Origin of the sequence: Streptomyces sp. NPDC088732 (genome assembly GCF_044751205.1) — a bacterium.
Taxonomy (GTDB): domain Bacteria; phylum Actinomycetota; class Actinomycetes; order Streptomycetales; family Streptomycetaceae; genus Actinacidiphila.
Genome location: NZ_JBIVLI010000004.1, coordinates 26583 through 38822 on the forward strand (window position 1 = coordinate 26583; position 12240 = coordinate 38822).

The 12240-nt window shown below is 71.8% G+C and carries 11 protein-coding genes; 6 read left to right on the top strand and 5 right to left on the bottom strand.

Annotated features, from left to right (window positions below):
* Window positions 1–425: 425 nt before the first annotated feature.
* Window positions 426–1625 carry a methyltransferase domain-containing protein gene (locus ACIP9H_RS08030; RefSeq protein ID WP_401958214.1) on the bottom strand — a complete coding sequence of 400 codons (1200 nt, stop codon included), beginning with the start codon at window positions 1623–1625 and terminating at the stop codon, window positions 426–428.
* Between the two features lie 229 nt (window positions 1626–1854).
* Here ACIP9H_RS08030 and groES point away from each other — a divergent pair, with 229 nt between their 5' ends.
* Both groES and groL read left to right on the top strand, forming a co-directional pair.
* Window positions 1855–2163 (top strand): co-chaperone GroES, encoded by a 309-nt coding sequence (gene groES / locus ACIP9H_RS08035; protein WP_018562788.1) that lies wholly within the window; start codon window positions 1855–1857, stop codon window positions 2161–2163.
* 124 nt (window positions 2164–2287) lie between these two features.
* Window positions 2288–3916, top strand: a complete 1629-nt coding sequence (gene groL / locus ACIP9H_RS08040; RefSeq protein WP_401595122.1) for a chaperonin GroEL — start codon at window positions 2288–2290, stop codon at window positions 3914–3916.
* 74 nt (window positions 3917–3990) lie between these two features.
* Here the strand turns inward: groL and ACIP9H_RS08045 are convergent, their stop codons facing one another.
* From ACIP9H_RS08045 to ACIP9H_RS08060, 4 genes are all read right to left on the bottom strand, one after another.
* Window positions 3991–4776 carry an SDR family NAD(P)-dependent oxidoreductase gene (locus tag ACIP9H_RS08045; protein ID WP_401595120.1) on the bottom strand — a complete coding sequence of 262 codons (786 nt, stop codon included), beginning with the start codon at window positions 4774–4776 and terminating at the stop codon, window positions 3991–3993.
* 11 nt (window positions 4777–4787) lie between these two features.
* Window positions 4788–5447, bottom strand: a complete 660-nt coding sequence (locus ACIP9H_RS08050) for an MOSC domain-containing protein (protein ID WP_401595117.1) — start codon at window positions 5445–5447, stop codon at window positions 4788–4790.
* Window positions 5448–5499: 52 nt separating this feature from the next.
* Window positions 5500–6555, bottom strand: coding sequence for an aminotransferase class V-fold PLP-dependent enzyme (locus tag ACIP9H_RS08055; RefSeq protein ID WP_401958218.1), 1056 nt, complete (start codon window positions 6553–6555; stop codon window positions 5500–5502).
* A gap of 232 nt (window positions 6556–6787) precedes the next feature.
* Window positions 6788–7102, bottom strand: a complete 315-nt coding sequence (locus tag ACIP9H_RS08060; RefSeq protein WP_360902383.1) for a WhiB family transcriptional regulator — start codon at window positions 7100–7102, stop codon at window positions 6788–6790.
* A gap of 479 nt (window positions 7103–7581) precedes the next feature.
* On the opposite strand from ACIP9H_RS08060, the gene ACIP9H_RS08065 reads away from it, so the two are divergent.
* From ACIP9H_RS08065 to ACIP9H_RS08080, 4 genes are all read left to right on the top strand, one after another.
* Entirely contained in the window at window positions 7582–8193 is a 612-nt protein-coding gene (locus ACIP9H_RS08065; RefSeq protein WP_003948568.1) for a response regulator transcription factor, read from the top strand.
* A gap of 260 nt (window positions 8194–8453) precedes the next feature.
* Complete coding sequence (locus ACIP9H_RS08070; protein ID WP_360902380.1) at window positions 8454–9065, top strand: sigma-70 family RNA polymerase sigma factor; 612 nt, start codon at window positions 8454–8456, stop codon at window positions 9063–9065.
* A 123-nt stretch (window positions 9066–9188) separates the two neighbouring features.
* Window positions 9189–10691 (top strand): IMP dehydrogenase, encoded by a 1503-nt coding sequence (gene guaB, locus ACIP9H_RS08075; protein ID WP_401595109.1) that lies wholly within the window; start codon window positions 9189–9191, stop codon window positions 10689–10691.
* Between the two features lie 129 nt (window positions 10692–10820).
* Window positions 10821–11942, top strand: coding sequence for a GuaB3 family IMP dehydrogenase-related protein (locus ACIP9H_RS08080; protein WP_360902374.1), 1122 nt, complete (start codon window positions 10821–10823; stop codon window positions 11940–11942).
* The last annotated feature ends 298 nt before the right edge of the window (window positions 11943–12240 follow it).

The window sequence follows — 12240 nt, forward strand, 5'->3', positions numbered from 1 at the left end:
CGCCGCATCCCCGGAACGCACCTTCAGCGCATCGCCGCCTGAGGGTCCTCAGACCGCGCCGCCCCACCAACGCCCCAGGAAGCGTCGCAAGGACCGCCGGGTGACGCACCCAGGAGGCGTTCAGATCGGACCGCCGGGCCGTACTCAGCGGTGCCGGGTGGCCGTTCCCCCGCAATCGACAGCGCTGCGCCGACGGCGGCGCCGAGCACGGTGCCGCTTCAGACCACCCACCGGGGATCAGGCGCGACAACTCACGGAGGGGGCGGGGTCGGAGGGGTGGCGTTCTGGACACTGGAGCATATTTGGGTGCATGACCCGGGGTGATCAGGCCGGGTGCCTGAGGCACCTAAATGTGCTGTCCAGAATGGCAGCCCCGGAGGCCCCGGACCCGGCCCCCGTACAACGCGCGTCGGGGCGAACGGACTTCACGGGGCACACGGGAGGGAGGGCGGGGTAACAGGCGAGCCGAGCAGCATGCTCGGCGCACCCGCGACCCGGGTCAGGAACACCGTCGCCGCGTTCGGCCCTTGTGGCCGGACCTTGCGGCGCACCTCCTCCGGTTCCACCGCGGAGCCCCGCTTCTTGACGGTCAGCACGCCCACCTCCCGTTCCCGCAGCAGCGCCTTGAGCCGTTTGAGGCTGAACGGCAGCACGTCGGTGATCTCGTACGCGGTCGCCCAGGGCGTCGGGCGCGGTTCGTCGGAGGTGACGTACGCGATGGTCGCGTCGATGAGCCCGCCCCCGACCTGCGCCGCGACGTCCGCGACGAGGTGGGCCCGGATGACGGCGCCGTCGGGCTCGTACAGCCAGCGCCCGACCGGGCGGACGGCGGGGTCGGGGAGGCCCGCGGCGGGCAGGGAGGCGCCTGAGGGCAGCAGGGTCGCCCGGCGGGTACCCGCGGCCGTGCCGAACCAGAGGACGGCCTCCTTCACGTCGCCGTGGTCGGAGACCCACTCCGCCTCCGCGTCCTGCGGCACCGCCTCGTGCGGGATGCCCGGCGCGACCTTGAGCGCGGCCAGCGGCGCTTTTCGGGCTGCCGCGACGGCCCACGACAGCGGCGGGGAGTACGCCTCGGGGTCGAAGATCCTGCCGCGGCCGCCGCGCCGGGCGGGGTCCACGAACACCGCGTCGAAGCCGTCCGCCGCCACCTCGGTGACGTCGGCGCAGCGCACCTCGATGCGTTCCGCGAGCCCCAGCGCCCGCGCGTTGGCCCGGGCCACCGCGCACGTCAGCGGATCGCGGTCGACGGCCAGCACGTCCACGCCGGCCCGCGCCAGCGGGATCGCGTCGCCGCCGATCCCGCAGCACAGGTCGGCCAGCCGCCGCACGCCGAGGGCCGCGAAGCGCTCCGCGCGGTGCCGGGCCACCGATGCCCGCGTCGACTGCTCCACCCCGTGGGGCGTGAAGTACATCGCGTACGCGTCCTCGCCGAACTTCGCCTCGGCCCGCTGCCGCAGCCGCGCCTGGGTGAGCGCCGCGGAGACCAGGGCCGCGTCGTGCGCGCGCCGCAGCCGGGTCGCGGTGGCGATCTCGTCCGCGGGGTCGTAGTCGCGGAGGGCGGCCAGCAGGCGCTGCCCCTCGTCGGTCAGCAGGGCGGAGAACGCGTCGAGATCCACGTCGTCCATTGTCCCGCGCCGCGGTGGCTGCCCCGGTCCCGGTCGACCGCGTACGGCGCGGCGTTGGCACTCCGCTTGACCGAGTGCTAAGCGCGTCATAATCTCAGACCTGGCACTCGGCCATGTCGAGTGCCAGCAACAAAGCGACGGGCAGGTCCGGCACCCGCGACGACGGGCCTACCAGGTCGCCACCCCAGACAGACACTCCCGTGAGCCCTTTGAAGGGGGAGGTCGGATCGTGACGACCGCCAGCACCAAGGTTGCCATCAAGCCGCTCGAGGACCGCATCGTGGTCCAGCCGCTGGATGCCGAGCAGACCACCGCCTCCGGCCTGGTCATCCCGGACACCGCCAAGGAGAAGCCCCAGGAGGGCGTCGTCCTGGCCGTCGGTCCGGGTCGCTTCGAGGACGGCAACCGCATCCCGCTCGACGTCAAGGTCGGCGACATCGTGCTGTACAGCAAGTACGGCGGCACCGAGGTCAAGTACAGCGGCGAGGAGTACCTCGTCCTCTCGGCTCGCGACGTCCTCGCGATCGTCGAGAAGTAAATCCGGCGCCGCTCGTAACCGAGAAATGCCGTGACCACGCCCCGGGCACACCGAGTCCACGCACGGACCGGGGGCCCGGGGCGCGGTCTTTGACGAGAACCCAAAGACGAGGAATTCCGCCGGTATGGCCAAGATCCTGAAGTTCGACGAGGACGCCCGTCGCGCCCTTGAGCGTGGAGTCAACAAGCTCGCCGACACCGTGAAGGTGACGATCGGCCCCAAGGGCCGCAACGTCGTCATCGACAAGAAGTTCGGCGCCCCGACCATCACCAACGACGGCGTGACCATCGCCCGTGAGGTCGAGATCGACGACCCGTACGAGAACCTCGGCGCGCAGCTGGTGAAGGAGGTGGCGACCAAGACCAACGACATCGCGGGTGACGGCACCACCACCGCCACCGTGCTCGCCCAGGCGCTGGTCCGCGAGGGTCTGCGCAACGTCGCCGCCGGCGCCTCCCCGGCCTCCCTGAAGAAGGGCATCGACGCCGCCGTCAAGGCCGTGTCGGACGAGCTGCTCGCCTCGGCCCGCCCGATCGAGGGCAAGGACGACGTCGCCGCCGTCGCCGCGCTGTCCGCCCAGGACAAGCAGGTCGGCGAGCTGATCGCCGAGGCGATCGACAAGGTCGGCAAGGACGGTGTCATCACCGTCGAGGAGTCCAACACCTTCGGTCTGGAGCTGGACTTCACCGAGGGCATGGCCTTCGACAAGGGCTACCTGTCGCCGTACTTCGTGACGGACCCGGAGCGCCAGGAAGCCGTCCTGGAGGACCCGTACATCCTCATCACCCAGGGCAAGATCTCCTCCATCCAGGACCTGCTCCCGCTGCTGGAGAAGGTGCTGCAGGCGGGCGCCTCCAAGCCGCTGCTGATCATCGCCGAGGACGTCGAGGGCGAGGCCCTGTCCACCCTGGTGGTCAACAAGATCCGCGGCACCTTCAACGCGGTCGCGGTCAAGGCCCCCGGCTTCGGTGACCGCCGCAAGGCCATGCTGGGCGACATCGCCGCCCTCACCGGCGCGACCGTCGTCGCCGAGGAGGTCGGCCTCAAGCTCGACCAGGTCGGCCTGGACGTGCTGGGCAACGCCCGCCGCGTGACCGTCACCAAGGACGAGACCACCGTCGTCGACGGCTCGGGCGACTCCTCGGAGATCGAGGGCCGGATCAACCAGATCAAGGGCGAGATCACCACCACGGACTCCGACTGGGACCGCGAGAAGCTCCAGGAGCGCCTCGCCAAGCTGGCCGGCGGCGTGTGCGTCATCCGTGTCGGCGCGGCCACCGAGGTCGAGCTCAAGGAGAAGAAGCACCGTCTGGAGGACGCCATCTCCGCGACCCGCGCCGCGGTCGAGGAGGGCATCGTCTCCGGTGGTGGCTCCGCGCTCGTCCACGCCGTCAAGGTGCTGGAGGACAACCTCGGCAAGTCCGGCGACGAGGCCACCGGTGTCGCGGTCGTCCGCCGCGCCGCGGTCGAGCCGCTGCGCTGGATCGCCGAGAACGCCGGCCTGGAGGGCTACGTCATCACCTCCAAGGTCGCCGAGCTGGAGAAGGGCCACGGCTTCAACGCTGCGACCGGCGAGTACGGCGACCTGGTGAAGGCCGGCGTCATCGACCCGGTCAAGGTCACCCGCTCCGCCCTGGAGAACGCCGCCTCCATCGCCTCCCTGCTTCTCACCACCGAGACCCTCGTGGTGGAGAAGAAGGAGGAGGAGCCCGCCGAGGCCGGTCACGGCCACGGTCACGGCCACTCCCACTGAGTGCGCGCGAAGGCCCTCGTTCCCGGTGCGGGAACGGGGGCCTTCGGCCTGCCCGGTGAGCCTCGCGGCCCCCGTCAGTCCCGGGGGTAGAGGGGACCGAAGCGGCGTCCCGCCGATGCGGAGACCGAGCCCATGGCTCCGCTCGGGGCGAGCTTGGCGGCGAGCGCCGCGGCCTTGTAGCGCGGGTCGGGCACGCTGAGCGTGCGGCCGCGGGCCAGGTCGCGGATGGCGGCGGCGACCACCTTGTCGGCGTCGAGCCACGCCCAGGAGGGGATGCCCGCGGTATCCAGGCCGGCCCGCTCGTGGAACTCGGTGCGGATGAAGCCCGGGCACAGCGCCATCAGCCGCACCCCGCTGCCGGACAGTTCCCGGGCCGCGCCCCGGGTGAAGCTGACCACCCACGCCTTGCTCGCGCCGTACGTGCCGCGCGGCACGAAGGCCGCCACCGAGGCCACGTTGACGATGAAGCCGCGGCGGCGCTCCTTCATGGCCGCGGCCGCCGCGCCGGTCAGCCGCAGCACGGCCTCGCAGTGCACCTTGAGCATGGTCAGCTCCTCGGCCATCGGCACGTCGCCGAAGGCACCGCGGTTGCCGAAGCCCGCGTTGTTGACCAGTACGCCGACCGGGCGCTCGCGGTCGCCCAGCCGGGTCTCCACCGCCTCGATGCCCTTGTCCGTCGACAGGTCGGCGGGCAGTACCTCCACGGTCACCGCGTAGGTGCGGCGCAGCTCGGCGGCGCGTTCCTCCAGCCGCTGCTCGTCGCGTGCGACGAGGACGAGGGCGTGGCCGTCGCTCGCGAGCCGGCGGGCGAAGGCGGCGCCGAGGCCCGCGGTGGCTCCCGTGATGAGTGAAGTCGTCATGCCCCGAAAGGCTAGTGGGACGGTGTGCGCCTGCGCGCCGCGGCGCGGATCTCCTCCGGGAGCGCGTCCGCCGCCAACAGGGCGGGGAGCAGCCGGGGTTCCAGGGTGACCGCCCGGAAGACCAGGGCGACGGTCACCGTGTGGCGGGGACGGTGGACGACCTCCACCGGGTCGCCGGCGCGGATCCCGCCCGGTTCGGCCACCCGCAGGTAGGCGCCCGGCAGCGCGGCGCGGGTGAACCGCCGGAGCCAGCCGGCCTCGTCCAGCCAGCCCTGGAAGGTGGCGCAGGGAACGCGCGGGCAGGACACCTCCAGGACCGCGCCCGCCGGGCCGCCGATCCGCCAACGTTCGCCGATCAGCGCACCGTTGACGTCCACGCCGAGGGTCGTCAGGTTCTCCCCGAACACGCCGTCGCGCAGGTCCCGGCCCAGCTCCCGCTGCCAGCCGTCCAGGTCCTCGCGGGCGTAGGCGTAGACGGCCTGGTCGGGGCCGCCGTGGTGGCGCATGTCGTACGCCCGGTCGCCGGCCAGGCCCACCGCGCCGGTGCCCTTGGGGCCCGGCGCGGTCACGGCCACCGGACCGGTCACGGGCCGCTTGTCGATGCCCGTGACGCCCGTGTCCTTCCAGGGGTTCGGCCGGGGACGTCCCACGTTGACCGAGAGCACTCTCATCCCGCGACGGTACGGCGGCCGCCCGTGGCATGGCGACGCGTTTTCCGGCCGCTCAGCGCGCGAGCACGCGCAGCAGCAGGTCCACGTCCGCCTCGGTGTTGTACAGGTGGAACGCCGCCCGCAGGTTCCCGGCGCGGACCGAGAGGCGGATGCCGGCCGCGGCCAGTCGTTCCGCCGCGTCCCCCAGGCCCGGGACGGCGACGATCGCCGAGTCGTGCGCACCCGGCGGCACGGCCTTGTGGCCGAGTTCGCGCAGTCCCGCCCGGAAGCGCTCGGCCAGCGCGATGTCGTGGGCGCCGATCGTCCCGACACCCACCTCCTCGATGAGCCCGAGGGAGGCCGCCCCGGCCAGGTACGGCAGGAACGGGGGCAGGACGTCGAAGCGCCGCGCGGAGCGGGCGAGCCGGGCCACCGGTCCGTAGCAGTCGTCCCAGGGGTCCTCGGCCGCGTACCACCCGGCGAAGTGCGGGGACACGCCGTCCTCGGCGCCTTCCCGCACGGTCAGGAAGGAGACGCCGCGGGGGGCGAGCAGCCACTTGTAGCCGCCGCACACCACGTAGTCGTAGGCGCCGGCGGCCAGCGGCAGCCAGCCGACCGCCTGCGTGGCGTCGACCAGCACGCGGGCGCCGTGCCGGTCGGCGGCCTCGCGGACCGCGGCGAGGTCGGCGACGCGGCCGTCCGCGGACTGCACCGCGCTGACGGCGACCAGCGCGGTGGTGGCGCGCACGGCGTCGGCCACGCCCTCCAGGGGCACGGTGCGAACAGCGAGGTCGGGGCGGGAGGCGAAGGGGTTGACCAGGGAACTGAAGTCGCCCTCCGCGAGCACGACTTCGGCGCCCGCCGGAAGGCCCGCGGCGATCATCCCGACGTGGGTGCTGACGGAGGAGCCTACGGCGACCCGGTCGGCCGTCACGCCGGTCAGCCGGGCGTAGGCGGCGCGGGTGGTGTTCAGGACGGCCTCGTTGCGCACCCAGTCGTCGCTGCCGTCGGACCAGGCGGCCACGGCGGTGCGCAGTACGTCGGCGGCCCGGCGCGGGCCGACGCCCGCCGACGCGGTGTTCAGGTAGGTGATGCCGGCATCGAACGTGAATTCCCCGGTGAGGTCCATGGCTCCTCAGCCTGGGCCCAGAGCTGCCCGAAGTCCATGGGGGATGTGCGGTGCCGGCGTCGCCCCGTCACGGCGGGCGGCCGTGACGCGGGGGTGCGGCTGCGGTTCGGCGGTTCCAAGCGGCCCGCGGGCCCAGGGGCCCGTCAGGACAAGGGCGCCGCTCGGGCGCCCGGTCCGGTTCCCCGCGGTACGGGGAGGGGGAAACGTTTCCTCAGTGGGTGAAGCCCGGTGTTCAGTGTCCGCCGGCGGCGTGCGAGCTCATGACCCGGTTGCGGGACCGGCCCATCATCTCCTCGCGCTCGTCCTCGGTGAGCCCGCCCCAGACCCCGTAGGGCTCGCGAACCGTCAGGGCGTGGGTCGCGCACTCGGCGCGCACAGGACAGCGCATGCACACCTCCTTGGCGGCCGCTTCACGCGCGCTCCGCGCCGCACCGCGCTCTCCCTCCGGATGGAAGAACAGCGAGCTGTCCACACCACGGCACGCGGCGATCAGCTGCCAGTCCCAGAGGTCGGCGTTGGGGCCCGGGAGGCGGGAGAAGTCTGCCATTGCTCATCTCCTCGAGAGGTGGGCTGCACGGGACTGCCTCCCAGGCGACGCTCCAGACGCTCTGCGGGAGGTGATGTCGACGGTACATCTACTGTCCAAGTAGATGTAAATATGATTCATCACAAAATCGCCAACGAACTCCCGCCATGCGGGTAAAAAGCCGCCAAACAGGCAAAATCTGACATTGACCCCCCGGTCGGCGGGTGGGTGTCCGGCAACCGGGCGCCCGATGTCCTTCGTTCCGTATCCGGTCCCACGGTCACGACCTGCGGTGTTGCTGATGCGTGGCGAGCCGGGCACGCACCGTGCCGGAGAGCGTCCGCAAACTCCGTAACTCTTTCGAGTGAGGGTCGTTGAAGGTGCGGAAGTGGTTGGCGGCCGAACGCATCGGGCAGGTGCCCGGGGCCGTCGACCCCACCAGTGACGATTCGTACAGCCTGGAGGCTCAACGTGACGCGGATCAGCTGCGGAGGACGGTCATGACTTCCGTTCTCGTCTGCGACGACTCCCCGCTCGCCCGAGAGGCGCTGCGCCGCGCGGTCGCGACCGTGCCCGGTGTCGAGCGCGTAACGACCGCGGCCAACGGCGAGGAAGTCCTCCGCCGCTGGGGCGCCGACCGCTCGGACCTCATTCTCATGGACGTCCGGATGCCCGGACTCGGCGGTGTCGAGACCGTACGGCGGCTGCTGTCCGCCGATCCGGGGGCCCGCATCATCATGCTCACGGTCGCCGAGGACCTGGACGGGGTGGCGCTCGCCGTCGCCGCCGGTGCCCGCGGATACCTGCACAAGGACGCCTCGCGCGCCGAACTGCGGGCCACGGTCACCCAGGCCCTCGCCGACCCGACCTGGCGGCTCGCACCGCGCCGGCTGCGCTCCGCCGAGATGGGCGCCGCGCCGACACTCACCGCCCGTGAGATCCAGGTGCTGGAGGGCATGAGCCACGGCCGCTCCAACGCCGAGATCGGACGCGAGCTCTTCCTGTCCGAGGACACCGTCAAGACGCACGCGCGACGCCTGTTCAAGAAACTCGGCGCCTCGGACCGGGCCCACGCGGTGGCGCTCGGCTTCCGCTGGGGCCTGGTGCGCTAGGCCGTCGAGTTGAGCGGCGAGGGGCCGATGGACTGTGGGGCGGCTGCGGGGCTGCCCCGCTCGTACCGGTTTCCGCTCCGAGGGCGCATGCTTGAGGCATGGACTCTCGGGGACACGGGCGGGCGGGGCGGCGGGTGCGCGACATGACTACGGCCGGTGCGGTCCCTCGGAACGCGCCGCAGGGCGCTTCGCATAACGCTTCGGAGCACAACAACCCCGCCGAGGCCACAGAGCGCGCTTCGGCGAGGCACTATGGATGGATGCGCGACGAGGCCACCGGCACAGAGACAGCCATAGGGGCTCTCGTACGTCGAGCCGTCGAGGGCGACGAGCAGGCGACCCACGACCTGCTCGCCCATGTGCACCCGCTCGCCGAACGCTATTGCCGCACCCGGCTGTCGCGACTGCCGGGTGACGCGCGCCACTTCGTGGACGACCTCGCCCAAGAGGTGTGCCTCGCGGTGCTGTGCGCGCTGCCGCGCTATCGCGACCAGGGCCGGCCCTTCGAGGCCTTCGTGTTCGGCATCGCGGCGCACAAGGTCGCCGATCTGCAACGGGCGGCCATGCGCGGCCCCGGCTCGACGGCGGTCCCCTCCGACGAGATGCCCGAGCAGCCCGACGACTCGCTCGGGCCGGAGGAGCGGGCGCTGCTCAGCAGCGACGCCGAATGGGCGAAGGGCCTGCTGGCGAATCTGCCGGAGCACCAGCGGGAGCTGGTGCTGCTGCGGGTCGCCGTCGGGCTCACCGCCGAGGAGACCGGACAGGTGCTCGGGATGTCCCCGGGGGCCGTCCGGGTGGCGCAGCACCGGGCGCTGTCCCGGCTGCGCGCGCTCGCCGAGGAAGCCGCGGGAGCCCGCGGGCTGAGCGCCTAGCCCCTCGCTCCCGTCCCCGGCGCGCATCCCTGTCACGCGGGCCGCGGTCGGGACCGGAAAAGGTTTCCCGCGAGAGCCATTAGCATTGAACATCTCGCTGGGCAAGACCATGGGGAAGGTGTCATGACGCTGAACGCCGACGGAGTAGCCGAGAAGTTCGGACTGCTCGGACTGACCTACGACGACGTGCTCCTCCTCCCAGGGCCCTCGGACGTCGTGCCGAACCAGGTCGACACCAGCTCCCGGGTCACCCGCAACGTCCGCGTGAACATCCCGCTGCTGTCCGCCGCGATGGACAAGGTCACCGAGGCCCGGATGGCCATCGCGATGGCCCGCCAGGGCGGCGTGGGCGTGCTGCACCGCAATCTGTCGGTCGACGACCAGGTCAACCAGGTCGACCTGGTCAAGCGCTCCGAGTCCGGCATGGTGACCGACCCCATCACCGTGCACCCGGACGCGACCCTCGCCGAGGCCGACGCGCTCTGCGGCAAGTTCCGCATCAGCGGTGTCCCGGTCACCGACGGCGCCGGCAAGCTGCTGGGCATCGTCACCAACCGCGACATGGCCTTCGAGAGCGACCGCTCCCGCCAGGTCCGCGAGGTCATGACGCCGATGCCGCTGGTCACCGGCAAGGTCGGGATCTCCGGCATCGAGGCGATGGAGCTGCTGCGCAAGCACAAGATCGAGAAGCTTCCGCTGGTCGACGACGAGGGCCGGCTCAAGGGCCTCATCACGGTCAAGGACTTCGTCAAGGCGGAGAAGTACCCCAACGCCGCCAAGGACGCCGAGGGCCGCCTCCTGGTCGGCGCGGCGGTCGGTGTCGGCGACGAGGCGTTCCTGCGCGCCCAGCGGCTGGTGGAGGCCGGTGCCGACTTCCTGGTGATCGACAGCGCCCACGGCCACAGCCGCGGCATCCTCGACATGGTCGCCAAGGTCAAGGCCAACATCAGGATCGACGTGGTGGCCGGCAACGTCGCCACCCGCGACGGCGCCCAGGCGCTGATCGACGCCGGCGCCGACGGCATCAAGGTCGGTGTCGGCCCCGGCTCCATCTGCACCACGCGCGTGGTCGCCGGCGTGGGCGCCCCGCAGGTCACCGCGATCTACGAGGCCTCGCTGGCCGCCGGCCCGGCGGGTGTGCCGCTGATCGGCGACGGCGGTCTGCAGTACTCCGGCGACATCGCCAAGGCGATCGCCGCCGGCGCCGACACGGTGATGCTGGGCAGCCTGCTCGCGGGCTGCGAGGAGTCGCCGGGCGAGCTGATGTTCATCAACGGCAAGCAGTTCAAGTCGTACCGCGGCATGGGGTCGCTCGGCGCGATGCAGTCGCGCGGCCAGGCCAAGTCGTACTCCAAGGACCGCTACTTCCAGGACAACGTGCTCTCCGAGGACAAGCTCGTCCCCGAGGGCATCGAGGGCCAGGTGCCCTACCGCGGCCCGCTCGCCGCGGTGGCCCACCAGCTCATCGGCGGTCTGCGCTCCTCCATGGGCTATGTCGGCTCGGCCACGATCCCGGAGCTGAAGGAGAAGGGCCGCTTCGTGCGGATCACCGCGGCCGGCCTCAAGGAGAGCCACCCGCACGACATCCAGATGACGACCGAGGCGCCCAACTACCACGGTCGCTGATCCGCGACCGGCGCGCGGTGCGCGTACGGCGCGGACACGGCGGAGCCCGCGGCCTTCCACGGTCGCGGGCTTTCGCCTGCCCTGGCTGGGATACTGGTCGGGCAGGACACGAGGAAAGGCATAGCGACAGTGACTGAGATCGAGATCGGGCGGGGCAAGCGCGGCCGCAGGGCGTACGCATTCGACGACATCGCCGTCGTCCCGAGCCGCCGTACGCGGGACCCGAAGGAGGTCTCGATCGCGTGGCAGATCGACGCCTACCGCTTCGAGCTGCCGTTCCTGGCGGCGCCGATGGACTCGGTGGTCTCCCCGGAGACCGCGATCCGCATCGGCAACCTCGGCGGCCTCGGCGTCCTCAACCTCGAGGGCCTGTGGACCCGCTACGAGGACCCGGAGCCGCTGCTCGCCGAGATCGCCGAGCTGGACGACGCCTCCGTGACGCGGCGCATGCAGGAGCTCTACGCGGCGCCGATCAAGGAGGAGCTGATCGGGCAGCGCATCAAGGAGGTGCGCGACGCCGGCGTGGTCACCGCCGCCGCGCTCTCCCCGCAGCGCACCGCGCAGTTCTCCAAGGCCGTCGTCGACGCAGGCGTCGACATCTTCGTGATCCGCGGCACGACGGTCTCCGCCGAGCACGTCTCCGGCTCGCACGAGCCGCTCAACCTCAAGCAGTTCATCTACGAGCTCGACGTCCCGGTGATCGTCGGCGGCTGCGCCACCTACACCGCCGCGCTCCACCTGATGCGTACCGGCGCCGCGGGCGTCCTGGTCGGGTTCGGCGGCGGCGCCGCCCACACCACGCGCAGCGTGCTCGGCATCCAGGTGCCGATGGCCACCGCCGTGGCGGACGTCGCGGCGGCCCGCCGGGACTACATGGACGAGTCCGGCGGACGCTACGTGCACGTCATCGCGGACGGCGGCTTCGGCTCCAGCGGCGACCTGCCGAAGGCGATCGCCTGCGGCGCCGACTCGGTGATGATGGGCTCCCCGCTCGCGCGCGCCACGGACGCCCCCGGCCGCGGCTTCCACTGGGGCATGGAGGCCACCCACGAGGAGCTGCCGCGCGGCAAGCGGATGAACCTCGGCACCGCCGGCACCACCGAGCAGATCCTGCTCGGCCCCTCGCACGCGCCGGACGGCTCGATGAACTTCTTCGGCGCGCTGCGCCGGGCGATGGCCACCACGGGCTACTCGGAGCTCAAGGAGTTCCAGCGGGTCGAGGTCACGGTCTCGCCGACGCACCACCGCTGACGCCTGTTCACCCCTCAGGGGCCCGCACCGCCGCCGGCGGTGCGGGCCCCTGGTGCGTTCGCGGGCGGCGGATGCCGCACGGAGCAGGGGGTGTTCGGCCGAACCGTCGGCGGATTCATCGCCGATGGACCGTCATATACCGGTGCTCGCAATGAACTTACGGGGGGAGTGGCGACAACCGGAAGATTAAGAGCCGTTGGTGAACATGTGATTTTCGGTTACGATCGCGTATCCGTGATTCTGCTGTGCTGACCGTCGTCTACAGTGTCTGGTGCTATCGGACGGTCCGGCTGGGGGT